Below are 22,667 nucleotides of genomic sequence, written 5' to 3'. Positions count from 1 at the left end.
CTACAGTGACGGCCCGTTTTTGTTGCCTTGCTAACGAATTATGACGCCCCTAGAACGATATCAAGCTGATCTGAAACGCCCGGACTTCTTCCATGACGCCGCGCAGGAAACTGCTGTGCGTCACTTGCAGCGTCTGTACGACGACTTGATCGCCGCCGACCAGAACAAGCCGGGCTTCCTCGGCAAGCTGTTTGGCAAAAAGGATCAGGCACCGGTCAAGGGCCTGTATTTCTGGGGCGGCGTCGGTCGCGGCAAGACTTACCTGGTCGACACTTTCTTCGAAGCGCTGCCGTTCAAGGAAAAGACCCGCACGCACTTCCACCGCTTCATGAAGCGTGTGCACGAAGAAATGAAGACCCTGGGCGGCGAAAAGAACCCGCTGACCATCATCGCCAAGCGCTTCGCGGCCGAGTCGCGGGTGATCTGCTTCGATGAATTCTTCGTCTCCGACATCACCGACGCGATGATCCTCGGCACGTTGATGGAAGAGCTGTTCAAGAACGGCGTGACCCTGGTCGCGACCTCGAACATCGTGCCGGATGGCCTGTACAAGGATGGCCTGCAACGCGCGCGCTTCCTGCCGGCCATTGCGCTGATCAAGCAGAACACCGAGATCGTCAACGTCGACAGCGGCGTCGATTATCGTCTGCGTCACCTCGAGCAAGCCGAGCTGTTCCACTATCCGCTCGACGAAGCCGCCCACGAAAGCCTGCGCAAAAGCTTCAAGGCACTGACGCCGGAGTGCACCGCCGCGGTCGAAAATGACGTACTGATCATCGAGAACCGCGAGATCCGTGCGCTGCGTACCTGTGATGACGTGGCCTGGTTCGACTTCCGCGAACTGTGCGACGGCCCGCGCAGCCAGAACGACTACATCGAACTGGGCAAGATCTTCCACGCGGTGCTGCTCAGCGGCGTCGAGCAGATGAGCGTCACCACCGACGACATCGCCCGTCGCTTCATCAACATGGTCGACGAGTTCTACGATCGCAACGTCAAGCTGATCATTTCTGCCGAAGTCGAGCTGAAGGATCTGTACACCGGCGGCCGTCTGACGTTTGAATTCCAGCGCACGCTGAGCCGATTGCTGGAGATGCAATCCCACGAGTTTCTGTCGCGGGCGCACAAGCCTTAAGTGGAATTTCGGTAAAAAAAAGGGCCTGCGATTGCAGGCCCTTTTTTTGTGCGCTGAGGTTTTTCCCTGTGGGAGCGAGCCTGCTCGCGATAGCGCAGTGTCAGCAACGTCAATGTTGAGGGTAAGTACGTATTCGCGAGCAGGCTCGCTCCCACATTGGATTGCGCAGTTGAGTTTACGCAGCCTGCTGAAACTGCTGCCGATACTGATTCGGCGACAACTCCGTGTGCTGTCGGAACAACCTCGCAAAGAAGCTCGCATCGTCGTAACCGACCTCATAACTGATGGTCTTGATGCTCTTGCGCGTGCCCGAAAGCAAGCCCTTGGCGGTCTCGATGCGCAGGCGCTGCAAGTAGTGCAGCGGCTTGTCGCCGGTCGCGGTCTGGAAGCGGCGCATGAAATTGCGGATGCTCATGCCGTGTTCACGGGCGACGTCCTCGAAGCGGAACTTGTCGGCGAAATGCTCTTCGAGCCAGTGCTGGATCTGCAGGATGATCACGTCCTGATGCAGCTTCTGCCCGCCGAACCCGATACGCCCCGGCGAATAGCTGCGCTGCACCTCGTAAAGGATGTCGCGGGCCACGGCTTGCGCCACGTTCGAGCCGCAGAAGCGTTCGATCAGATAGATGTAGAGGTCACAAGCCGAGGTGGTGCCGCCGGCGCAGTAGAGGTTATCGGCATCGGTCAGGTGTTTGTCCTGATTCAGATAGACCTTGGGGAAGCGCTCGGCGAAGGCATTGAAGAAGCGCCAGTAGGTGGTCGCCTCCTTGCCATTGAGCAGCCCGGCCTCGGCGAGCCAGAACACCCCGGTGGCTTCGCCGCACAACACCGCGCCGCGCGCATGCTGTTCGCGCAGCCACGGCAGGATTTGCGGATAGCGGCTGCACAGCGTGTCGAAATCGTCCCAGAACGCCGGGAGGATGATCACATCGGCGTTTTCCAGGCCGCCGTCGACCGGCATGACCACGTCGCTGAAGCTTTTCACCGGTTTGCCATCGGGGCTGACCAGGCGCGTTTCGAACGCCGGTGTCAGGCCATGGCCCAGTTGTTTGCCGTAGCGCAGGCTGGCCACATGGAAAAAATCCTTGGCCTGCATGAGGGTGTAAGCGAAAACCCGGTCGATGGCCAGGATGCTGACGCGCCGCAATGGCGGGGAGACGTGCTTGGACATAATTCAACTTTTGTTTTGTTTTTATAAGGGAAAGTGGTCACCAGACGGCTGGATCGTCTTATTTTTTGTCGGATGTGTCCAGTGTCCCGTAGCAGGAGTCGGGCTTAGTCTCTGTGAGCCGTATCCCTCCAACAACAAAGAAAGGTGCCGCATGATCCCCAGAACCCTGTTCAGCTCCGAGCACGAATTGTTCCGCGAAAGCGTACGAACGTTCCTCGAAAAAGAGGCCGTGCCCTATCACGCGCAGTGGGAGAAGCAGGGGCACATCGATCGCGCGCTGTGGAACAAGGCGGGGGAGGCGGGGATGCTTTGCTCGCATCTGCCGGAGGAGTACGGCGGGCTGGGCGCGGATTTTTTGTACAGCGCCGTGGTGATTGAAGAAGTCGGGCGCCTGGGCCTGACCGGCATCGGCTTTTCCCTGCATTCGGACATCGTCGCGCCGTACATCCTGCATTACGGCAGCGAAGCGCTGAAGCACAGGTACTTGCCGAAACTGGTCTCGGGCGAAATGGTCACGGCGATTGCCATGACCGAGCCTGGCGCCGGTTCTGACCTGCAAGGGGTGAAAACCACGGCGGTGCTGGACGGTGACGAATACGTGATCAACGGCTCGAAAACCTTTATCACCAATGGCTTTCTGGCTGACCTGGTCATCGTGGTCGCCAAGACTGATCCGAAGGCTGGCGCCAAAGGCACCAGCCTGTTTCTGGTGGAGGCGAACACGCCGGGCTTCGAAAAGGGCAAGCGCCTGGAGAAGGTCGGCATGAAAGCGCAGGACACTTCGGAATTGTTCTTCCAGGATGTACGTGTGCCGAAGGAAAACCTTCTCGGACAGGCGGGAGCCGGCTTCGCCTATCTGATGCAGGAGTTACCGCAGGAGCGCCTGACCGTGGCCATCGGCGGGCTGGCCTCGGCCGAGGCGGCACTGCAATGGACGCTGGACTACACCCGTGATCGCAAGGCCTTCGGCAAGGCGATTGCCGATTTCCAGAACACCCGCTTCAAACTGGCCGAGATGGCTACCGAGATCCAGATCGGCCGGGTCTTCGTCGACCGCTGCCTGGAGCTGCACCTGCAAGGCAAACTCGATGTGCCGACGGCGGCGATGGCCAAGTATTGGGGTACCGACCTGCAATGCAAGGTGCTCGACGAGTGCGTGCAATTGCATGGTGGCTACGGCTTCATGTGGGAATACCCGGTGGCCCGGGCGTGGGCGGATGCACGGGTGCAGCGGATCTATGCCGGCACCAATGAAATCATGAAGGAGATTATTGCGCGGTCACTCTGATGATCGTTCCCACGCTCTGCGTGGGAACGCCGCCGGGGACGCTCCGCGTTCCGCTGTTGAGGTAATCTGACAGGCCTCTTCGCGAGCAGGCTCGCTCCCACAGGGGATCACCGTACCTGTGGGAGCGAGCCTGCTCGCGAAGCTTCTAGCGGTCATTCAAGGCGCAGGGTTCGGATGATCCTTGTGAATCGCCTCGATCCCGGCCAGCACTTCATCAGACAGTTTCAGATCAAAACTGGCAATGTTGCTGTCCAGTTGCTCAAGCGTCGTCGCGCCAATGATGTTGCTGGTGACAAACGGTTGCTGGGTCACGAAGGCCAGGGCCATTTGCGCTGGGTCCAGACCGTGTTCACGGGCCAGGGCCACGTAACGGCTGCACGCCGCTTCCGATTGCGGGTTGAAATAGCGGCTGAAGCGGCTGTAGAGGCTCAGGCGGCCTTTCGGTGGACGGGCGCCGCCCTCGTACTTGCCGGAGAGGAAGCCGAACGCCAGTGGCGAATAGGCAAGCAGGCCGCACTGTTCGCGAATGGCGATCTCCGCCAGACCCACCTCGAAGCTGCGGTTGAGCAGGTTGTACGGGTTCTGGATCGACACCGCACGCGGCCAGCCACGGGCTTCGGCCAGAGCGAGAAAGCGCATGGTGCCCCACGGCGTCTCGTTGGACAGCCCGATATGGCGGATCTTGCCGGCCTTCACTTGTTCGTCGAGGGCTTCGAGGGTGTCTTCCAGCGGCGTCAGGTTGGCTTCGATCTTGTGCTTGTAGCCCAACTGTCCGAAAAAGTTGGTGCTGCGTTCCGGCCAGTGCAGTTGATACAGATCGATGTAATCGGTCTGCAGGCGCTTGAGGCTGCCGTCCAGCGCTTCGGTGATGTGCTGACGGTTGTGGCGCAGGTTCTTGTCGCGGATGTAATCGATGGTGTTGCCGGGACCGGCGATCTTGCTGGCGAGGATCCAGTCGGCACGGTCGCCGCGACTCTTGAAGTAATTGCCGATATAGCGCTCGGTGGTGGCGTAGGTTTCGGCTTTTGGCGGCACCGGATACATTTCGGCGGTGTCGAGGAAATTGATCCCCGCTTCTTTCGCCCGTTCAATCTGGGCGAAGGCTTCAGCCTCAGTGTTTTGCTCGCCCCAGGTCATGGTGCCGAGGCAGATTGCACTCACGTTCAGGTCGGTACGGCCTAGCTGGCGATAGTCCATCGGGTGCTCCTTGGGCAAAACAATCATAAAAGCAGGTTGAAAAATTTTTCGCAATCTGCATAATTGCCGACCTCTTTCTGCAGTGGAAGTGATGCGCCGCCGCCGAAGAATCTTGCCGTTGAACGGACGCGCCGACCCGAGCCCCCGAAAGCGTCTGTATCCGGCTGCCTTTGACTTGTCAAAGTACGCACTATTCAGTAAGATCCGCCGTCTTATTTACAGGCGGCCCCTGAGGCTATAAAGAATGAAAACTTTTACTGCTAAACCGGAAACAGTAAAGCGCGACTGGTTTGTCGTCGACGCTGCTGGTCAGACCCTGGGTCGTCTGGCCACCGAAATCGCGAGCCGTCTGCGTGGCAAGCACAAGCCTGAGTACACTCCTCACGTTGACACCGGCGACTACATCGTCGTCATCAACGCCGAGCAGATCCGTGTTACCGGCGCTAAAACCACTGACAAAATGTACTACTCCCACTCCGGTTTCCCGGGCGGCATCAAGTCGATCAACTTTGAAAAGCTGATCGCCAAAGCCCCTGAGCGCGTGATCGAGACCGCGGTTAAAGGCATGCTGCCTAAAAACCCACTGGGTCGCGACATGTACCGTAAGCTGAAAGTCTATGCGGGCGCTGCACACCCTCATACTGCTCAGCAGCCCCAAGAACTGAAGATTTAACGGAATAGTTCATTATGTCGGCGACTCAAAATTACGGCACTGGCCGTCGCAAGACCGCAACCGCACGCGTTTTCCTGCGTCCGGGTACTGGTAACATCTCCATCAACAACCGTTCGCTGGATAACTTCTTCGGCCGCGAAACTGCCCGCATGGTAGTTCGTCAGCCGCTGGAGCTGACCGAGACTGTCGAGAAGTTCGACATCTACGTCACCGTGATCGGCGGTGGTGTAAGTGGTCAGGCTGGCGCAATCCGCCACGGCATCACTCGCGCTCTGATGGACTACGACGAAACCCTGCGTAGCGCTCTGCGCAAAGCTGGCTTCGTTACCCGCGACGCCCGTGAAGTTGAACGTAAGAAAGTTGGTCTGCGTAAAGCGCGTAAGCGTCCGCAGTACTCGAAGCGTTAATTCCGCTTCCACGTTCAAAAAAGAACGCCCGCCTCCTCACGGAAGCGGGCGTTTTTTTATGCCTGCGATTTATCAAAGAATTGCGTTGTGACAACTTGCCACAGCCGTAGACCCCCTATACTCCAAGGCTTGAGGGGGTGAGCCCCGGGGAATTAACCTTGTCAGAATTGGGGGTTTTCATTACCATTCGGGCAAAATTTTTATAAGTAACATTTGATTTATTTAGTAGACGCCTGATTTAACAGGCCAAAAAAGCTGATGGGAGAGGACTGAATGAGCAATGACGGCGTGAATGCAGGCCGGCGTCGCTTCTTGGTGGCAGCCACATCCGTGGTGGGTGCTGCAGGAGCGGTGGGGGCTGCGGTCCCGTTCGTGGGGTCATGGTTTCCCAGTGCCAAGGCGAAGGCCGCCGGTGCACCGGTGAAAGTGAATGTCAGCAAAATCGAGCCAGGCCAGCAAATGATTGCTGAATGGCGCGGCCAGCCGGTGTTCATTGTCCGCCGTACCGAGGAAATCCTGGGGAATCTCAAGAAGATCGAGGGTCAACTCTCCGATCCAACCTCCAAAAACTCCACGCAACCTACTTATGTCGACCCTGAAGTACGCTCGATCAAGCCGGAAATTCTGCTGCTGATCGGGATTTGTACGCACCTGGGTTGCTCACCGACCTTCCGTCCCGAAGTGGCACCTGCGGATCTGGGCAAAGACTGGGTAGGCGGCTATTTCTGTCCGTGCCACGGTTCCCACTACGATCTGGCTGGCCGCGTCTACAAGTCGCAACCTGCGCCTTTGAACCTGCCAGTTCCCCCGCATTCCTATGAGACCGATGACCTGATTGTCATTGGCGTCGATACGGAGAAAGCGTGATGAGCAAGTTCATGGATTGGGTTGATGCGCGCTTTCCTGCAACCAAGATGTGGGAAGACCATCTCAGCAAGTATTACGCACCAAAAAACTTCAATTTCTTCTATTTCTTTGGCTCTCTGGCGCTGCTGGTCCTGGTCAACCAGATAGTCACCGGTGTCTGGCTGACGATGAGCTACACGCCGTCGGCGGAAGAGGCGTTTGCCTCCGTTGAATACATCATGCGCGACGTCGAGTACGGCTCGATCCTGCGTCTGCTGCACTCGACCGGTGCTTCGGCGTTTTTCATCGTGGTTTATCTGCACATGTTCCGCGGCCTGCTTTATGGCTCGTACCAAAAACCGCGCGAGCTGGTCTGGGTATTCGGCATGCTGATTTACCTGGCGTTGATGGCCGAAGCCTTCATGGGTTACCTGCTGCCGTGGGGCCAGATGTCGTACTGGGGCGCCCAGGTAATCATCTCGCTGTTCGGGGCAATCCCGCTGATTGGCGATGACCTGACCCAGTGGATTCGTGGTGACTATCTGATCTCCGGAATCACCCTGAACCGCTTCTTCGCCTTGCACGTTGTCGCGCTGCCGATCGTGATTCTGGGTCTGGTGGTGTTGCACATTCTGGCGCTGCACGAAGTCGGTTCGAACAACCCTGACGGCGTCGATATCAAGAAGCACAAAGACGAAAACGGCATCCCGCTGGACGGCATCGCGTTCCATCCGTATTACACGGTGAAGGACATTGTCGGCGTTGTGGTATTCCTGTTCATCTTCTGCTTCATTGTGTTCTTCTTCCCGGAAATGGGCGGTTACTTCCTCGAAAAACCGAACTTCGAGCCGGCCAACCCGTTCAAGACTCCAGAGCATATTGCTCCGGTTTGGTACTTCACACCGTTCTACGCAATCCTGCGCGCGGTGCCGGACAAGCTGTTGGGTGTTATCGCCATGGGCGCAGCGATTGCGGTGCTGTTCGTACTGCCGTGGCTGGATCGCAGCCCGGTGAAGTCGATGCGCTACAAAGGCTGGCTGAGCAAAATCTGGCTGGTGGTGTTCTGTATTTCCTTCGTGATTCTCGGCGTTCTCGGTGTTCTTGCGCCAACGCCGGGCCGCACGTTGTTGTCGCAGGTCTGCACCTTCCTGTATTTCGCCTACTTCATTCTGATGCCGTTCTACACCCGGCTCGAGAAGACCAAACCGGTTCCGGAAAGGGTGACTGGCTGATGAAAAAGTTATTTCTTGCTCTGATTTTTGCTGCGCTGCCTTCCCTGGTTTTTGCTGCCGAGGGTCATGGTCCGGAACTGGAACATGTCGATATCGACGTCTCCGACAAAGCCGCCCTGCAGGATGGTGCGCGGACTTTCGCCAACTATTGCATGGGTTGCCACAGTGCCAAGTTCCAGCGTTACGAGCGCGTCGCCGATGACCTCGGCATCCCGCACGAGCTGATGCTGGAGAAGCTGGTGTTCACCGGTGCCAAGATCGGCGACCACATGAACATCGGCATGCAGCCGGCCGACGCCAAGACCTGGTTCGGCGCAGCGCCACCGGATCTCACGCTCGTAGCGCGGGTGCGCGGCACCGACTGGCTCTATGGTTACCTGAAGTCGTTCTATGAAGATAAAGCGCGTCCATGGGGCGTGAACAACAAGGTCTTCCCGAACGTCGGCATGCCTAACGTGCTGGTCGGCCTGCAAGGTCGTCAGGTCGTCGGCTGCAAGCAGGTGCAGATCGTCGAGGACGGCAAGAAGCAATACGATCCGCTGACCGGCACGCCGCTGACCCATGAAGCGTGCGATCAGTTGACCATCGTGCCGAAGACCGGTGCTCTGAACGAAGAGCAGTTCGATGAGAAGGTCAAGAATCTGGTAACCTTCCTGGCTTACTCGGCTAACCCGGTTAAGCTGCAACATCAGCGCATCGGTACTTATGTCTTGCTGTACCTGGCGTTCTTCTTTGTGTTCGCCTACCTGCTCAAGCGTGAATACTGGAAAGACGTGCACTGATACGCTTCAAGCATTGCTGTTAATCGCGCGCGCCCAAGGGCGCCTCCGCTAAGGCAGGGTCTGCTCAGTCAGACCCTGCGGGAGGTGCCCTCTGGGCGCGCGCGTTTTTCCGGTTCCGACAAATTCAACAAGCGAGGAGGATCGCCATGGGCGTGACCAATCGGTTGGCCTGTTACTCCGACCCCGCCGACCACTATTCCCACCGAGTGCGCATCGTGCTTGCAGAGAAGGGTGTCAGCGCCGAAATCATTTACGTGGAAGCGGGCCGCCAGCCGCCTAAACTGATTGAGGTGAACCCTTACGGCAGTCTGCCGACGCTGGTCGATCGTGACCTGGCGTTGTGGGAGTCGACCGTGGTGATGGAGTATCTGGATGAGCGTTACCCGCACCCGCCGCTGATGCCGGTTTATCCGGTGGCGCGGGCCAATAGCCGTCTGCTGATCCACCGGATTCAGCGGGACTGGTGCGGTTTGGTGGATCTGATTCTGGATCCCAAGAGCAAAGAGCCCGCACGGGTCGTTGCGCGCAAGGAATTGCGCGAAAGCCTGACCGGCGTTTCGCCGCTGTTCGCCGACAAGCCGTTCTTCCTCAGTGAGGAACAAAGTCTGGTGGATTGCTGCCTATTACCCATACTCTGGCGTTTGCCGATTCTGGGTATTGAACTGCCGCGGCCGGCCAAGCCGCTGCTTGATTATATGGAGCGTCAGTTTGCGCGTGAGGCTTTCCAGGCGAGTCTGTCTGGTGTCGAACGCGATATGCGCTAAGGCTTAAGGAGCCGCTATGAACTCCAGTCGACCTTATCTGGTCCGCGCGCTCTACGAGTGGATTGTGGATAACGATTGCACCCCACACATGCTGGTCAACTCCGAGTACCCGGCGGTGCAGGTGCCACAAGGCTTTGCCAGTGACGGCCAGATCGTCCTGAACATCTCGCCGAGTGCCGTGCGTCATCTGCACATGGACAACGACGTGGTGACGTTCGAGGGCCGCTTCGGCGGTGTTCCGCACAGTCTCTACGTGCCGATCAGCGCGATTCTGGGCATCTATGCCCGGGAGAACGGTCAGGGCATGGTGTTTGACCTCGAGTTGCCGATGGATGACGAGGAAGACATCGATCCGGATGACGACACGCCGCCACCGGGCAGCGAGCCACCGCGCCCAAGTGGCCGGCCAAGTTTGAAGGTTGTGAAATAAAAAAAGGCGATCCGGATGGATCGCCTTTTTTATGCCTGACGTTTGCGGTCAGTCGATGTATTCGAACAGCTTCACGATTTTCTGCACGCCGGACACACCTTGAACCAGATTGGTTGCCTGAGTGGCTTCCTGTTTGGTCAGCAGGCCCAGCAGGTAGACGATGCCGTTCTCGGTCACGACCTTGATGCGCGAGCCGGGGATGCTGGCGTCGGTGAGCATCTGGGTCTTGATCTTGGTGGTCAGCCACGCGTCGTTCTGGCGAGCGAGCAGGGAGGACGGTTGCAGCACTTGCAGTTCGTTGTGCACTTTCTTCACGCGCTGGACGTTGGCGGCGGCCTGTTCGGCTTTGGCCTTGAGGTCTTCGCGCGGAGTCTGGCCGGCGAGCAGGACCACGCCGTTGAAGCTGGTGACGACGATGTGCGAATCGTTGTCCAGGGCCGGGTCGGCCTTGGCGATGTTCACGCCCACTTTGGTTTCGATCAGCGAGTCGTCGATCTTGCTGCCGAAGGTGCGCGTGCCACGGTCATCTTCGATCGGCGCTTCACGGCTGGCATTCACCACCGAGGTGCAGCCGCTGATGCCGAGGCACAGGGTCAAGGCCAGAAGGCCAAGGCGATTAGGGGTCATTCTTCACTCCCGAACAGTTGGCTGTCGATCAGATCGCAAAGGCAATGGATCGCCAGCAAGTGGACTTCCTGAATACGTGCAGTGACGTTGGCCGGTACGCGAATCTCGACGTCCTCGGGCAACAGCAGCGACGCCATGCCGCCGCCATCGCGTCCGGTCAAAGCTACGACAATCATTTCGCGATCATGTGCGGCCTGGATCGCTTGAATAATGTTCGCCGAGTTGCCGCTGGTCGAAATCGCCAGCAACACATCGCCCGGCTGACCGAGGGCGCGTATCTGTTTGGAGAACACTTCGTTGTAGCTGTAGTCGTTGGCGATCGAAGTGATCGTCGAAGTATCGGTGGTCAGCGCAATCGCCGGCAGGCTCGGACGCTCGCGCTCGAAGCGGTTGAGCAGCTCCGAGGAAAAATGCTGGGCGTCGCCGGCCGAGCCACCGTTGCCGCACGAGAGCATTTTGCCTTCGTTGAGCAGGGCGTTGACCATGATCTGGCTGGCTTGCTCGATGTGCGGTGCAAGTACGTCCATCGCCTGTTGCTTGGTGTCGATACTGGCCTGGAAAAGCTGGCGAATTCGGGATTGCATGTCCATCTGTGTGACCTTAAGTGGCGCGGCTGTTCGGCACGTGAATGTGCAGCCGGCAAAGCAAAGAGCAAAATGTGTCGGACGAAAACAGGGCAGGGTGCAGGCGATCAACTGTCGAAAGCATTCTGCAACCAGTTCAGCTGATTCGGGTGGCTGTCGATCGCCACCACATCGAAGCGGCAGGGGGAATTGGCCCAACGCGACTCGCGCTGAAGAAAATACTGTGCTGCAAAGATCAGTTTCTGCTGCTTGCGCTCGTCGATACTGGCGAGCGCGCCACCCCATTGAGTGTTTTTTCTGTAGCGAACTTCAACGAATACTACTGTATCGCCATCAAGCATGACCAGATCAAGCTCGCCGCGTTTGCATAACCAGTTCTGCGCCAGCAGGCGCAGCCCCTGTTGTTGCAGATGTTCGAGCGCCTGGCGCTCGGCATCCTTGCCGCTTTGCGAGCGTGACCTGTCGGGCATCAGCGCGGGGTGTCCGGCAGGCGCTGCACCTGACCGCTGACGAACTGCGCCCAAGGCAACTGACGTACGACGCGCTGGGTCTGGGTCATGCCGAGGCTGCCCGACTGACCTTCGATGCGGCTGTCCGGCAGGGCCTTGAGCTGGCCCAGACGTGGGGCGAGTCGATAGGCGTCGGCGCCCATGGCGTACAGGCGACCGAGGCTGCCGTTGGCTTGCGGCCATTGCGCAGCCACTTGCTGGCGCAGCGGATCGCTGGTTTCCAGCAGCCAAGGGGTTTCGCAGAAGCGAATGCCGTTCATGTCGTTGTACTGGTTGACGTCGCCGCTGGCGCTGTACACATGGGAAGTTGCGTAGACAGGAACGTCACCGGCGTACTGGAAGTTCAGGGTCGGCTTGATCTGCTGGGCCTGTTGCGGCGTAGCGGCCAGGAAGATGAATTCGATGTCCTGCCGACGCGACGGCTGCGCGGCGACATTGGTGCCAGCAACATTTTGCAGGCTCTTGGCGCGGGCTTCGCTCTGACGCAGCTGGAACATGTCGGCAATCTGCTGGGCCAGTTGCACTGGCTGATCGACACGCTCGGTGGCAACGATGCTGCCGCCGTTGGCTTGCCAGTCCTGGCTGAAGGCGCGCAGAACGCGATCGCCCCATTCGCCCTTCGGCACCATGATCGCGGCGCGATGCAGGCCGTCGGCACGGGCGCGACGGGAAACTTCGCGAGCTTCGTCTTCAGCCGCCAGCCCGAACTGGAACAATTGCGCCGGACCTTGCTCGCCTTCGCTGTAATTCAGCGCCAGGGTGGTGATCGGCAGTTGCGGGCGAGTGCTCAGTTGCTTGACCAGTGGTTTTTCCAGCGGGCCGACCACCAGTTGCACGCCGTCAGCCTGGGCCTTGCGATAGAACTCGTCCATCGAGGTCAGCTTCGAGCTGTCGTAGAACTCGATGGCAGGTGGGTTCTGCCCGGCCTGTTGCGCCTGATAGTGCGCGGCCATGAAGCCTTCACGCAGCGCTTTGCCGACCGACGCCAACTGGCCGTCCTGTGGCAGCAGCAGGGCAATTTTGCTCAGTGGCTGGCTGGCCAGTTCCTTGAGCTTGGTCAGCGGCAGCGGCAGGTTGATTGCGGCCGGATGCTTTGGATTTTGCGCGCGCCAGTTATCGATCGCGGCTTGCTGCTGTTCCAGCGTGCCGGCGGTTTTCACCGCTTGCGCCAGCGCCATCCAGCCGCCGAGATCGTCGGTGGTGTTGGGTTGCAGTTGATCGGTTGGCAGCGAGGCGATCAGGGTCCAGATCGCTTCGTTGTTCTTGCTCGCGGCTTCGCCTTCCAGCATCGGCGCGATGAACACGCGCTCGCGGGCAGCGGCCAGTGTCTGGCCATCGGCTTCAAGGGCGCGGGCGTGAACGGTGCCGGTGCGCACTTGCTGCTCTTCTGGCATTTCACCGAGCTTCTGCAAGCTTGGATGACTCAGGGCAGTCAGCGCAGCTTTCGGCTGATTGCGGGTCATGGCCAGTTCGGCGGACAGCGTGTTGGCGAAAATCTGCTGGCCTGGCTTGAGTTGCTCAACCGGCACTTGTTGCAGGATTTGCGCGGACTGGCCGGCATTGCCTTGGCGATAAGCCTGGTCTGCTGCGCTCAGGCGCAACAGGGCGGCTTGTTCCGGGGTTTTAGCCTGGGCAGCCTGTTCGAGCAGTTGCTCGATGCTGGCGTCCGGAGTCCGTGGAAGTTCGCCAAGGCTGGAGGAAGGGGAGCTGGCACACGCGGCCAATAAGGCAGCGAGGCAGAGGGCAGTGAACAGCCGCAGGCAAGCGATCATGTAAGTGTTCCTGATACTCGATCAAATTAGCGTGGAATTGTACCCAAGCACTGGCCGGGGCGCGATGTTACTGGCGTGAATCGATCAATTTAGCTGGGGTAAATGTTGCGCAAGCGCACAACCGTGGGAAAAACCGCGTTCGGCTGGAGCGCATCGCCAGCCTCGTGACGCGCTACAATGGCCGCTTTTACCGATCACGAGGTGTGCGCTTTGACTGCTCCAGGTCCTTTGAATTCCGCTGCTGGCTCGCTTTATGTGGTGGCGACGCCCATCGGCAACCTGGACGACATCAGCGCCCGGGCCCTGAAGATCCTCCGTGAAGTGGCGTTGATTGCGGCGGAAGACACACGGCACTCGGCGCGCCTGATGCAGCACTTCGGCATTGGCACGCCGCTGGCCGCGTGTCACGAACACAACGAACGGGATGAGGGTAGCCGCTTTATTACCCGGTTGCTGGCGGGCGACAACGTGGCGCTGATTTCCGATGCCGGCACGCCGCTGATCTCCGATCCGGGTTATCACCTGGTCCGTCAGGCCCGTGCGGCCGGCATCAACGTAGTGCCAGTGCCAGGTGCCTGCGCTTTGATCGCGGCGCTGTCGGCGGCGGGATTGCCGTCCGACCGTTTTATCTTCGAAGGTTTCCTGCCGGCCAAGTCGGTCGGGCGCAAGGCGCGCCTGGAAGCGGTCAAAGAGGAACCGCGCACGTTGATCTTCTATGAGGCGCCGCATCGCATTCTCGAATGCCTGCAGGATATGGAAGCGGTGTTTGGCGGCGAGCGTCAGGCTTTGCTGGCGCGGGAAATCACCAAGACCTTCGAAACCCTCAAAGGCCTGCCGCTCAGCGAGCTGCGTGCATTCGTCGAGTCCGACAGCAATCAGCAGCGCGGCGAGTGCGTGGTGCTGGTGGCTGGGTGGACCGCGCCGGAGTCGGAAGACGCGGTCAGCAGCGAAGCCATGCGCATCCTCGATCTGCTTCTGGAAGAAATGCCGCTCAAGCGCGCCGCCGCACTGGCAGCGCAGATCACTGGCGAGCGCAAAAACGTGCTGTATCAAGTGGCGCTGGATAAACAGAAAGGCGTGTAAGCCGTCGCCCATGGCGCTCTTGAGGGTTTTAGCGCTTGTTCTTCCGGCGCTCTGCCGTTAACCTTCGCGGCGGAGAGTCGATCGGACAGTCGCTGCCCTCTATGAAAATTAGGGGGGGGAGGAAAGTCCGGGCTCCATAGGGCGAAGTGCCAGGTAATGCCTGGGAGGCGTGAGCCTACGGAAAGTGCCACAGAAAATAACCGCCTAAGCGCGCAAGCGCCGGTAAGGGTGAAAAGGTGCGGTAAGAGCGCACCGCACGTCTGGCAACAGTTCGTGGCTAGGTAAACCCCACTTGGAGCAAGACCAAATAGGGTCCCAAGGCGTGGCCCGCGCTGGGACCGGGTAGGTTGCTAAAGATGTCCAGTGATGGCCATCGTAGACGAATGACTGTTCAAGACAGAACCCGGCTTACAGATCGACTCTCCACCTTTTTCTTTCCCTCCTTGAAACAAAGAAGACGCGGCTGTGTAATATCAGCCGGCCTGGTCTGAAATTCCGGCAGCGGCAAACGCGGTAATAGCCTTTTCCCACCCTGCTTCAATCAACAGCCGAAGCGCATTTGTAATACCGAAAAAATCTTACTCTTAACAAACTACTTTAACTTTCGAGCGCAGCTTTCAGTGCTGCATCAAGTTATTGGTCGAAACTTCACGTCAGATTCTCGTTGAGCCTCCTTTTACGTCGCTAAATCTCCGTTCTGTAAGGCTTTTCCTTTAATCCGCGCCTTGACGGTGTGGTGGGCGCATTCCTATAGTGTGCGCAAGTGGCGGAAAGTGGCATGAAGTGGGTTTTTTGAGCTCAAAACGATAAAAATTGGAGAAACGCTGACGTGTTTCGCGGAGCTAACGCTATCAGTCTCGATGCAAAGGGCCGTCTCGCCATGCCGAGCCGGTACCGTGACGAGCTCGATTCGCGTAGTTCCGGCCAGTTGATCGTGACCATTGATGCCGTTGATCCGTGTCTGTGTGTCTACCCGCTCGATGAGTGGGAAATTATTGAAACCAAGTTGCGCGCGCTTCCTTCGCTTCGCGAAGAGAACCGTCGCCTGCAACGTTTATTGATTGGTAATGCCGTCGACCTCGAACTCGATGGCAGTGGACGTTTTCTGGTTCCGCCGCGTTTGCGCGAGTACGCCAAGCTGGACAAGCGCGCAATGCTGGTCGGCCAACTGAACAAGTTCCAATTGTGGGACGAGGATGCATGGAACGCGGTGTCTGCCGCTGACCTTGCTGCTATTCAACAACCGGGCGCGATGCCTGATGAACTGCGTGATTTGATCCTGTGACTATTGATAGCGGCTTTAACCACATCACCGTACTGCTTGACGAAGCCGTCGAGGCTCTCGCCGTACGTCCTGATGGCTGCTATCTGGACGGCACGTTCGGGCGTGGCGGGCACAGCCGGTTGATCCTCAGCCAGCTCGGGCCGGACGGTCGACTCATCGGGTTCGACAAGGATCCTCAAGCGATTGCCACCGGGCAAACGCTAGCGGCCGAAGACGGCCGCTTTGTCGTTGTGCAGCGCAGCTTTGCCGAGCTCGGTTCGGTGGTTGCCGAGCAAGGCCTGACCGGCAAGGTCAGCGGCATTCTGCTCGACCTCGGCGTGTCTTCGCCGCAGCTCGACGACGCTGAGCGCGGCTTCAGTTTCCTCAATGACGGGCCGCTGGACATGCGCATGGACCCGTCCCGTGGCATCAGCGCTGCCGAATTCGTCAATACCGCGCCGGTGGAAGAAATCGCCCGGGTGTTCAAGGAATACGGCGAAGAACGTTTCTCCGGGCGCATGGCCCGTGCCGTCGCCGAGCGTCGTGACATCAAGCCGTTCGAGCGCACCGCGGATCTGGCCGAAGTACTGAAAGTCGCCAACCCGGCCTGGGAAAAGGGCAAGAACCCGGCCACCCGTGCGTTCCAGGGTCTGCGCATTCACGTCAACAATGAATTGGGCGACCTCGAGGCCGGCCTCGACGCCGCGCTGGAAGCGCTGGAAATCGGCGGCCGTCTGGTGGTGATCAGTTTCCACTCGCTGGAAGACCGCATCGTCAAACTGTTCATGCGCAAACTGGTGAAAGGCGAAGCCGACAACCTGCCGCGCAATCTGCCGGTTCGCCATGTCGCCTTCGAACCGAAAATCAAAATCCACGGCAAAGCGCAGACGGCCTCCGACGCCGAGCTGAAAGCCAACCCACGTTCCCGAAGCGCTGTCATGCGTGTCGCGGAGAAGTTGCGGTGAGCAAGCTTTTCGCCAAGCCACTGCCCGGCGGCAGCTTTCTGATGCTGCTGCTGTTTATCGGCGTGCTGTTTTCGGCGATCGCCGTGTCCTACAGCGCGCACTGGAACCGGCAGTTGCTCAACACCCTTTATAACGAACTCAGCGTGCGCGACAAGGCGCAGGCCGAGTGGGGCCGGCTGATTCTCGAACAGAGCACCTGGACTGCGCACAGCCGCATCGAAGTGCTGGCCACCGAACAACTGAAAATGCACATCCCTGGCGCGGCTGACGTGAAGATGGTGGCGCCATGATGAAACTCGAAGGCGCACTGTTTCCATGGCGCTTCCGCCTGATGGTGGCACTGCTCGGCCTGATGGTTGCGGCGATCTGCTGGCGCATCATCGACCTGCAAGTGGTCGATCGTGACTTTCTCAAAGGGCAGGGCGACGCACGCAGCCTGCGGCACATCCCTATTCCGGCACACCGTGGCCTGATTACCGACCGTAACGGCGAGCCTCTGGCCGTCAGTACCCCGGTGACCACGCTTTGGGCCAACGCCAAGGAAATGCAGACCGCCAAAGAGAAATGGCCGGCACTTGCTGCCGCGTTGGGTCAGGACCCGAAAGCCCTGAGCGAACGCCTCGAAGCCCAGGCCAACAAGGAATTCATTTATCTGGTGCGCGGGCTGACCCCCGAGCAGGGCCAGGCTGTGCTCGACCTGAAAGTGCCGGGCGTCTACGGCATCGAAGAATTCCGCCGCTTCTATCCGGCCGGTGAAGTCACTGCGCACATGGTCGGCTTTACCGATATCGATGACCACGGCCGTGAAGGCGTCGAGCTGGCCTATGACGAATGGCTGGCCGGGGTGCCGGGCAAACGACAAGTCATCAAGGATCGCCGTGGCCGGCTGATCAAGGATGTTCAGGTCACCAAAAACGCCAAGGCCGGCAAGCCCTTGGCGTTGTCGATTGACCTGCGTCTGCAATACCTGGCCAACCGCGAGCTGCGCAACGCGATCATCGAGAACGGCGCCAAGGCCGGCAGTCTGGTGATCATGGACGTCAAGACCGGCGAGATTCTGGCCATGGTCAACCAGCCGACCTACAACCCGAACAACCGTCGCAACCTGCAACCGGCGATGATGCGCAACCGCGCGATGATCGACGTGTTCGAACCGGGTTCGACCATGAAAGCCATTTCCATGAGCGCGGCGATCGAAACCGGCCGCTGGAAGCCGAGCGACACCGTTGAGGTGTATCCGGGCTCGTTGCAGATCGGCAAGTACACCATCAAAGACGTGTCGAAGACCGAAGGCCCAGTGCTCGATCTGACCGGCATCCTGATCAATTCCAGTAACGTCGGCATGAGTAAGGTCGCCTTCGATATCGGCGGCGAGACGATTTTCCGTCTCGCGCAGAAAGTCGGCCTCGGCCAAGATACCGGCCTGGGCTTCCCCGGCGAACGCGTCGGCAATCTGCCCAACTACCGCGAATGGCGCAAGGCTGAAACTGCAACCTTGTCTTACGGCTACGGTATCTCCGTGACCGCAATCCAACTGGTGCACGCGTTCTCGGCGCTGGCCAACAACGGTCGCCTCGCGCCGCTGACCCTGATCAAAACCGACAAGATGCCGCAGACCACACAAGTGCTGCCGGAAGCCGTGGCGAAAACCATGCAGGGCATGTTGCAGCAAGTGATCGAAGCACCGCGCGGCGTGTTCCGTGCGCAAGTGCCGGCTTACCACGTCGGCGGCAAGTCGGGTACCGCGCGCAAGACCTCGGTCGGCACCAAGGGCTACGCGGAAAACTCCTACCGTTCGCTGTTCGCCGGCTTCGGCCCGATGAGCGATCCGCGTTACGCCATCGTTGTGGTGATCGATGAACCGACCAAGGCCGGTTACTTCGGTGGTCTGGTCTCGGCACCAGTGTTCAGCCGTGTGATGTCCGGCACCCTGCGCCTGATGAACGTGACCCCGGACAACCTGCCGACTACGCAACAGGCCAACGCCACCCCGGTCGTTCCGCTGAAAGCCAATGGAGGGCGCGGCTGATGTCATTGAGTCTGAACAAGATATTCCCCCACGCCGGCCACGATCTGTTGATCCGTGAACTGGCGCTGGACAGCCGCAACGTGCGCGCCGGCGACCTGTTTCTCGCCGTGCCCGGCGGCCGTTTCGATGGCCGCGCGCACATTGCCGATGCCCTGCAACGCGGCGCGGCTGCCGTGGCTTATGAAGTCGAAGGCGCGACCGTGCTGCCAATCACCGACGTGCCACTGATTCCTGTGAAAGGTCTGGCGGCGCAGCTGTCGGACATCGCCGGACGTTTTTACGGTGAGCCGAGTCATCACCTGAACCTGATCGGCGTCACCGGCACCAACGGCAAGACCAGCGTGACCCAACTGGTCGCGCAGGCACTGGATCTGCTCGGTCAGCATTGCGGCATCGTCGGCACCCTCGGTTCCGGTTTTTATGGCGCGCTGGAAAGCGGCCTGCACACCACGCCGAATCCGATTGCCGTACAAGCGACCTTGGGCGACCTGAAAAAGGCCGGCGCGAAAGCCGTGGCCATGGAAGTGTCGTCCCACGGTCTGGATCAGGGGCGGGTTACCGCGCTGGCATTCGACGTGGCAGTGATGACCAACCTGTCCCGCGATCATCTGGATTATCACGGCACCATGCAGGCGTACGCCGAGGCCAAGGCCAAGCTGTTTGCCTGGAATGACCTGAAGTGCCGGGTGGTCAACCTCGACGACGATTTTGGTCGGCAACTGGCGGCGGAAAAACGCGAGTCACGTTTGATCACCTACAGTCTGCTCGACAGCAGCGCTTACCTGTTCTGCCGCGAAGCGCAGTTCGACGACCACGGCGTGCGCGCCACACTGGTCACGCCGCAGGGCGAACACCACCTGCGCAGCACGCTGCTCGGCCGTTTCAACCTGAGCAACGTATTGGCCGCAGTCGGCGCCTTGCTCGGTCTGGATTACGCCCTCGACGAAATTCTCAAAGTGCTGCCGAAGCTCGAAGGCCCGGCCGGTCGCATGCAGCGTCTGGGCGGCGGCACGCAGCCGCTGGTGGTGGTCGATTACGCCCACACCCCGGATGCCCTGGAAAAAGTGCTTACCGCACTGCGCCCGCACGTCAAAGGCCAATTGCTGTGCCTGTTCGGTTGCGGCGGTGATCGCGATCGCGGCAAGCGTCCGTTGATGGCCGAAGTGGTCGAGCGTCTGGCCGATCAGGTGCTGGTTACCGATGACAACCCGCGCACCGAAGATCCTGCTGTGATTTTCGACGACATCCGCGCCGGTTTTACCGCTGTGGATAAAGTCACTTTCGTCGCCGGTCGCGGCCAGGCCATCGCGCAATTGATTGCCGGCGCGACCGCTGACGACGTGATTGTCCTGGCCGGCAAAGGTCACGAGGACTATCAGGAAATCAACGGCGTGCGCCATGCATTTTCCGATCTGGTCGAGGCTGATCATGCCCTGACCGCGTGGGAGGTGGCCCATGCTTAAGGCCCTGACACTCAGCGAACTGACCAACGCACTCGAAGCCCGCCTGATCGGCGCTGACGCCAGTTTCGGCGGCGTGAGTATCGACAGCCGCGCGATCCAGCCCGGCCAGCTGTTCATTGCCCTGACCGGGCCGCGTTTCGACGGTCACGATTATCTGAATGATGTCGCTGGCAAAGGCGCCGTCGCTGCACTGGTCGAGCGCGAAGTCGCCGACAGCGCGCTGCCGCAATTGCTGGTCAAGGACACCCGTCAGGCCCTGGGCCAGCTCGGTGCCTTGAATCGTGCTGCATTCACCCAGCCAGTGGCAGCGGTGACCGGTTCCAGCGGCAAGACCACGGTCAAGGAAATGCTCGCGAGCATCCTGCGCACGCGCGGTCCGGTGCTGGCCACCCGTGGCAATCTGAACAACGACCTCGGCGTACCACTGACCCTGATCGAACTGGCGCCGGAACACACCTCGGCTGTCATCGAACTGGGCGCCTCGCGTCTGGGCGAAATCGCCTACACCGTCGGGCTGACCAAGCCGCACGTAGCGATCCTGAATAATGCCGGCACCGCTCACGTCGGAGAGTTCGGTGGCCCGGAAAAAATCGTTGAAGCCAAAGGCGAAATCATCGAAGGCCTGGCCGCCGATGGCATTGGTGTGCTCAACCTCGATGACAAGGCTTTCGGTATCTGGAAGACCCGCGCGGCAAGCCGTCAGGTATTGACCTTCGCCCTGAGCAACAGCGAGGCGAATTTCCATGCCAGTGATCTGGCCACCGATGCTCGGGGCTGCCCGGCGTTCAATCTGCACACGCCGGAAGGCAGTGAGCGCGTGCAACTGAACCTGCTCGGCACCCACAACGTCGCCAATGCTTTGGCCGCTGCCGCTGCTGCTCACGCCTTGGGCGTGTCGCTGTTCGGCATCGCCACCGGGCTTGGCGCGGTGCAACCGGTCAAGGGTCGCACCGTCGCGCAGCTGGCGAAAAACGGCATGCGCGTGATCGACGACACCTACAACGCAAACCCCACCTCGATGTGCGCGGCCGTTGATATACTCGCCGGCTTTTCCGGCCGCACCGTCCTGGTGCTCGGGGATATCGGCGAGTTGGGCGACTGGGCGGAGCAGGGGCACCGCGACGTGGGCGAGTACGCCCGAGGCAAGGTTTCCGCGCTTTACGCGGTCGGGCCGAACATGGTCCACGCGGTAAACGCTTTCGGTGAGCAGGCGCAGCACTTCGGCACACAGGCCGAGCTGATCCAGGCCCTCGCTGCCGAGCAGGACACAAACACCACCATTTTGATCAAGGGTTCGCGCAGCGCAGCGATGGAAAACATCGTTGCGGCTCTGTGCGGGTCCAGTCTGGAGAAACATTAATGCTGCTGCTGCTAGCGGAGTATCTGCAACAGTTCTACAAAGGCTTCGCGGTCTTCCAGTACCTGACCCTGCGCGGGATTCTCGGTGTGCTGACCGCGCTGGTTTTGTCGCTGTGCTATGGCCCGTGGATGATCCGTACTCTGCAGAACCGTCAGATCGGCCAATCGGTACGTAACGACGGCCCGCAATCACACCTGTCCAAATCCGGCACGCCGACCATGGGTGGCGCGTTGATTCTGTCGTCGATCGGCGTCAGCACCTTGCTCTGGGCTGACCTGAGCAACCGCTACGTCTGGGTGGTGCTGTTGGTGACCCTGCTGTTCGGCGCCATCGGCTGGGTCGACGATTACCGCAAAGTCATCGAGAAAAACTCCCGTGGCCTGCCGAGCCGCTGGAAGTATTTCTGGCAGTCGGTGTTCGGCCTCGGCGCGGCGATCTTCCTTTATATGACCGCCGCAACGCCGGTGGAAACCACGCTGATCCTGCCGATGCTCAAGGACTACAGCATTCCGCTGGGCGCCGGGTTCATCGTGCTGACCTACTTCGTGATTGTCGGTTCGAGCAACGCGGTCAACCTGACTGACGGCCTCGACGGTCTGGCGATCATGCCGACGGTGATGGTCGGCGGTGGCCTGGGGATTTTCTGCTACCTGTCGGGCAACGTGAAATTCGCCGAATACCTGCTGATCCCCTATGTACCGGGCGCGGGCGAACTGATCGTGTTCTGCGGTGCGCTGATCGGTGCCGGCCTCGGTTTCCTCTGGTTCAACACTTATCCGGCGCAAGTGTTCATGGGCGACGTCGGTGCCCTGGCACTCGGCGCGGCACTGGGGACCATTGCCGTGATCGTCCGCCAGGAAATCGTGCTGTTCATCATGGGCGGCGTGTTCGTGATGGAAACCCTGTCAGTGGTCATTCAGGTTGCCTCCTTTAAGCTCACCGGTCGCCGTGTGTTCCGCATGGCACCGATACACCACCACTTTGAACTCAAGGGCTGGCCCGAGCCACGCGTGATCGTCCGTTTCTGGATCATCACCGTGATTCTCGTCCTGGTCGGCCTTGCCACCCTGAAGCTGAGGTAGAACG

At 59.7% G+C, this 22,667-nt stretch carries 23 protein-coding genes and 1 other RNA gene; 18 read left to right on the top strand and 6 right to left on the bottom strand.

Annotated features, from left to right (window positions below; genetic code table 11):
- The first annotated feature begins 40 nt into the window (after window positions 1-40).
- Window positions 41-1,135: a cell division protein ZapE gene (gene zapE, locus GXB78_RS09315; protein ID WP_039761353.1), complete on the top strand. Its 1,095-nt coding sequence runs from the start codon at window positions 41-43 to the stop codon at window positions 1,133-1,135.
- 175 nt (window positions 1,136-1,310) lie between these two features.
- Here the strand turns inward: zapE and GXB78_RS09310 are convergent, their stop codons facing one another.
- A complete protein-coding gene (locus GXB78_RS09310; RefSeq protein WP_165839204.1) occupies window positions 1,311-2,207 on the bottom strand; it encodes a GlxA family transcriptional regulator in 897 nt (298 codons plus the stop codon).
- Window positions 2,208-2,457: 250 nt separating this feature from the next.
- On the opposite strand from GXB78_RS09310, the gene GXB78_RS09305 reads away from it, so the two are divergent.
- Window positions 2,458-3,594, top strand: coding sequence for an acyl-CoA dehydrogenase family protein (locus tag GXB78_RS09305; protein ID WP_329515174.1), 1,137 nt, complete (start codon window positions 2,458-2,460; stop codon window positions 3,592-3,594).
- A gap of 156 nt (window positions 3,595-3,750) precedes the next feature.
- Here the strand turns inward: GXB78_RS09305 and GXB78_RS09300 are convergent, their stop codons facing one another.
- Window positions 3,751-4,791, bottom strand: a complete 1,041-nt coding sequence (locus GXB78_RS09300) for an NADP(H)-dependent aldo-keto reductase (RefSeq protein WP_039761359.1) — start codon at window positions 4,789-4,791, stop codon at window positions 3,751-3,753.
- Between the two features lie 244 nt (window positions 4,792-5,035).
- On the opposite strand from GXB78_RS09300, the gene rplM reads away from it, so the two are divergent.
- The 7 genes from rplM to GXB78_RS09265 all read left to right on the top strand — a co-directional run bounded on the left by rplM (window position 5,036) and on the right by GXB78_RS09265 (window position 9,925).
- Window positions 5,036-5,464, top strand: a complete 429-nt coding sequence (rplM, locus tag GXB78_RS09295) for a 50S ribosomal protein L13 (protein ID WP_003228062.1) — start codon at window positions 5,036-5,038, stop codon at window positions 5,462-5,464.
- 14 nt (window positions 5,465-5,478) lie between these two features.
- Window positions 5,479-5,871, top strand: a complete 393-nt coding sequence (gene rpsI, locus GXB78_RS09290; protein ID WP_003228056.1) for a 30S ribosomal protein S9 — start codon at window positions 5,479-5,481, stop codon at window positions 5,869-5,871.
- Between the two features lie 273 nt (window positions 5,872-6,144).
- A complete protein-coding gene (gene petA, locus GXB78_RS09285) occupies window positions 6,145-6,738 on the top strand; it encodes a ubiquinol-cytochrome c reductase iron-sulfur subunit (RefSeq protein WP_007917031.1) in 594 nt (197 codons plus the stop codon).
- Window positions 6,738-7,949, top strand: a complete 1,212-nt coding sequence (locus GXB78_RS09280) for a cytochrome b (protein WP_186548989.1) — start codon at window positions 6,738-6,740, stop codon at window positions 7,947-7,949. The genes petA and GXB78_RS09280 overlap by 1 nt, the downstream gene beginning before the upstream one ends.
- Window positions 7,949-8,731 (top strand): cytochrome c1, encoded by a 783-nt coding sequence (locus GXB78_RS09275; RefSeq protein WP_329515173.1) that lies wholly within the window; start codon window positions 7,949-7,951, stop codon window positions 8,729-8,731. Before GXB78_RS09280 ends, GXB78_RS09275 begins: the two co-directional genes overlap by 1 nt.
- A 146-nt stretch (window positions 8,732-8,877) precedes the next feature.
- On the top strand, window positions 8,878-9,495 hold the full coding sequence (locus tag GXB78_RS09270; RefSeq protein ID WP_329515172.1) for a glutathione S-transferase N-terminal domain-containing protein: 618 nt from the start codon (window positions 8,878-8,880) through the stop codon (window positions 9,493-9,495).
- Between the two features lie 16 nt (window positions 9,496-9,511).
- On the top strand, window positions 9,512-9,925 hold the full coding sequence (locus tag GXB78_RS09265; RefSeq protein WP_253495792.1) for a ClpXP protease specificity-enhancing factor: 414 nt from the start codon (window positions 9,512-9,514) through the stop codon (window positions 9,923-9,925).
- Window positions 9,926-9,973: 48 nt separating this feature from the next.
- Here the strand turns inward: GXB78_RS09265 and GXB78_RS09260 are convergent, their stop codons facing one another.
- From GXB78_RS09260 to GXB78_RS09245, 4 genes are all read right to left on the bottom strand, one after another.
- Complete coding sequence (locus tag GXB78_RS09260) at window positions 9,974-10,552, bottom strand: BON domain-containing protein (RefSeq protein WP_186530432.1); 579 nt, start codon at window positions 10,550-10,552, stop codon at window positions 9,974-9,976.
- A complete protein-coding gene (locus GXB78_RS09255) occupies window positions 10,549-11,142 on the bottom strand; it encodes a phosphoheptose isomerase (RefSeq protein WP_008082788.1) in 594 nt (197 codons plus the stop codon). The genes GXB78_RS09260 and GXB78_RS09255 overlap by 4 nt, the downstream gene beginning before the upstream one ends.
- A gap of 101 nt (window positions 11,143-11,243) precedes the next feature.
- Window positions 11,244-11,606, bottom strand: coding sequence for a YraN family protein (locus GXB78_RS09250; protein WP_016773265.1), 363 nt, complete (start codon window positions 11,604-11,606; stop codon window positions 11,244-11,246).
- Entirely contained in the window at window positions 11,606-13,417 is a 1,812-nt protein-coding gene (locus tag GXB78_RS09245; RefSeq protein ID WP_329515171.1) for a penicillin-binding protein activator, read from the bottom strand. Before GXB78_RS09245 ends, GXB78_RS09250 begins: the two co-directional genes overlap by 1 nt.
- Before the next feature lie 177 nt (window positions 13,418-13,594).
- On the opposite strand from GXB78_RS09245, the gene rsmI reads away from it, so the two are divergent.
- From rsmI to mraY, 9 genes are all read left to right on the top strand, one after another.
- Window positions 13,595-14,500, top strand: coding sequence for a 16S rRNA (cytidine(1402)-2'-O)-methyltransferase (rsmI, locus tag GXB78_RS09240; RefSeq protein WP_016773267.1), 906 nt, complete (start codon window positions 13,595-13,597; stop codon window positions 14,498-14,500).
- Between the two features lie 73 nt (window positions 14,501-14,573).
- An RNA gene (rnpB, locus tag GXB78_RS09235) (RNase P RNA component class A) lies at window positions 14,574-14,927 on the top strand.
- Between the two features lie 402 nt (window positions 14,928-15,329).
- Window positions 15,330-15,785: a division/cell wall cluster transcriptional repressor MraZ gene (gene mraZ, locus GXB78_RS09230; protein ID WP_007917012.1), complete on the top strand. Its 456-nt coding sequence runs from the start codon at window positions 15,330-15,332 to the stop codon at window positions 15,783-15,785.
- Complete coding sequence (rsmH, locus tag GXB78_RS09225) at window positions 15,782-16,729, top strand: 16S rRNA (cytosine(1402)-N(4))-methyltransferase RsmH (RefSeq protein WP_408005117.1); 948 nt, start codon at window positions 15,782-15,784, stop codon at window positions 16,727-16,729. The genes mraZ and rsmH overlap by 4 nt, the downstream gene beginning before the upstream one ends.
- On the top strand, window positions 16,726-17,019 hold the full coding sequence (ftsL, locus tag GXB78_RS09220; protein WP_016773269.1) for a cell division protein FtsL: 294 nt from the start codon (window positions 16,726-16,728) through the stop codon (window positions 17,017-17,019). The genes rsmH and ftsL overlap by 4 nt, the downstream gene beginning before the upstream one ends.
- A complete protein-coding gene (locus tag GXB78_RS09215; protein WP_172667898.1) occupies window positions 17,019-18,758 on the top strand; it encodes a peptidoglycan D,D-transpeptidase FtsI family protein in 1,740 nt (579 codons plus the stop codon). Before ftsL ends, GXB78_RS09215 begins: the two co-directional genes overlap by 1 nt.
- Entirely contained in the window at window positions 18,758-20,221 is a 1,464-nt protein-coding gene (locus GXB78_RS09210) for a UDP-N-acetylmuramoyl-L-alanyl-D-glutamate--2,6-diaminopimelate ligase (protein WP_039761379.1), read from the top strand. The genes GXB78_RS09215 and GXB78_RS09210 overlap by 1 nt, the downstream gene beginning before the upstream one ends.
- The gene (locus tag GXB78_RS09205; RefSeq protein ID WP_329515170.1) at window positions 20,214-21,581 is read left to right on the top strand and encodes a UDP-N-acetylmuramoyl-tripeptide--D-alanyl-D-alanine ligase; all 1,368 of its coding nucleotides are present in this window, start codon (window positions 20,214-20,216) and stop codon (window positions 21,579-21,581) included. Before GXB78_RS09210 ends, GXB78_RS09205 begins: the two co-directional genes overlap by 8 nt.
- On the top strand, window positions 21,581-22,663 hold the full coding sequence (gene mraY / locus GXB78_RS09200) for a phospho-N-acetylmuramoyl-pentapeptide-transferase (RefSeq protein WP_016773275.1): 1,083 nt from the start codon (window positions 21,581-21,583) through the stop codon (window positions 22,661-22,663). Before GXB78_RS09205 ends, mraY begins: the two co-directional genes overlap by 1 nt.
- Window positions 22,664-22,667 lie beyond the last annotated feature (4 nt).

It is taken from the genome of Pseudomonas moraviensis subsp. stanleyae (assembly GCF_036283065.1).
Classification (GTDB): domain Bacteria; phylum Pseudomonadota; class Gammaproteobacteria; order Pseudomonadales; family Pseudomonadaceae; genus Aquipseudomonas; species Aquipseudomonas stanleyae.
The sequence above is the reverse complement of the archived record's forward strand: the minus strand, read 5'-3'. Positions and strand labels throughout refer to the sequence as shown.

Excerpts from the sequence above, each read along its gene's own strand:
- GXB78_RS09245 (WP_329515171.1), bottom strand. The coding sequence starts at position 13,417 with ATGATCGCTTGCCTGCGGCTGTTCACTGCCCTCTGCCTCGCTGCCTTA.
- rplM (WP_003228062.1), top strand. The coding sequence starts at position 5,036 with ATGAAAACTTTTACTGCTAAACCGGAAACAGTAAAGCGCGACTGGTTT.
- GXB78_RS09300 (WP_039761359.1), bottom strand. The coding sequence starts at position 4,791 with ATGGACTATCGCCAGCTAGGCCGTACCGACCTGAACGTGAGTGCAATC.
- mraY (WP_016773275.1), top strand. The coding sequence starts at position 21,581 with ATGCTGCTGCTGCTAGCGGAGTATCTGCAACAGTTCTACAAAGGCTTC.
- zapE (WP_039761353.1), top strand. The coding sequence starts at position 41 with ATGACGCCCCTAGAACGATATCAAGCTGATCTGAAACGCCCGGACTTC.
- GXB78_RS09305 (WP_329515174.1), top strand. The coding sequence starts at position 2,458 with ATGATCCCCAGAACCCTGTTCAGCTCCGAGCACGAATTGTTCCGCGAA.
- GXB78_RS09280 (WP_186548989.1), top strand. The coding sequence starts at position 6,738 with ATGAGCAAGTTCATGGATTGGGTTGATGCGCGCTTTCCTGCAACCAAG.
- rpsI (WP_003228056.1), top strand. The coding sequence starts at position 5,479 with ATGTCGGCGACTCAAAATTACGGCACTGGCCGTCGCAAGACCGCAACC.
- GXB78_RS09250 (WP_016773265.1), bottom strand. The coding sequence starts at position 11,606 with ATGCCCGACAGGTCACGCTCGCAAAGCGGCAAGGATGCCGAGCGCCAG.
- GXB78_RS09275 (WP_329515173.1), top strand. The coding sequence starts at position 7,949 with ATGAAAAAGTTATTTCTTGCTCTGATTTTTGCTGCGCTGCCTTCCCTG.
- rsmI (WP_016773267.1), top strand. The coding sequence starts at position 13,595 with ATGGCCGCTTTTACCGATCACGAGGTGTGCGCTTTGACTGCTCCAGGT.
- GXB78_RS09255 (WP_008082788.1), bottom strand. The coding sequence starts at position 11,142 with ATGGACATGCAATCCCGAATTCGCCAGCTTTTCCAGGCCAGTATCGAC.
- GXB78_RS09215 (WP_172667898.1), top strand. The coding sequence starts at position 17,019 with ATGAAACTCGAAGGCGCACTGTTTCCATGGCGCTTCCGCCTGATGGTG.
- GXB78_RS09205 (WP_329515170.1), top strand. The coding sequence starts at position 20,214 with ATGCTTAAGGCCCTGACACTCAGCGAACTGACCAACGCACTCGAAGCC.
- GXB78_RS09260 (WP_186530432.1), bottom strand. The coding sequence starts at position 10,552 with ATGACCCCTAATCGCCTTGGCCTTCTGGCCTTGACCCTGTGCCTCGGC.
- GXB78_RS09210 (WP_039761379.1), top strand. The coding sequence starts at position 18,758 with ATGTCATTGAGTCTGAACAAGATATTCCCCCACGCCGGCCACGATCTG.
- GXB78_RS09265 (WP_253495792.1), top strand. The coding sequence starts at position 9,512 with ATGAACTCCAGTCGACCTTATCTGGTCCGCGCGCTCTACGAGTGGATT.
- GXB78_RS09270 (WP_329515172.1), top strand. The coding sequence starts at position 8,878 with ATGGGCGTGACCAATCGGTTGGCCTGTTACTCCGACCCCGCCGACCAC.
- petA (WP_007917031.1), top strand. The coding sequence starts at position 6,145 with ATGAGCAATGACGGCGTGAATGCAGGCCGGCGTCGCTTCTTGGTGGCA.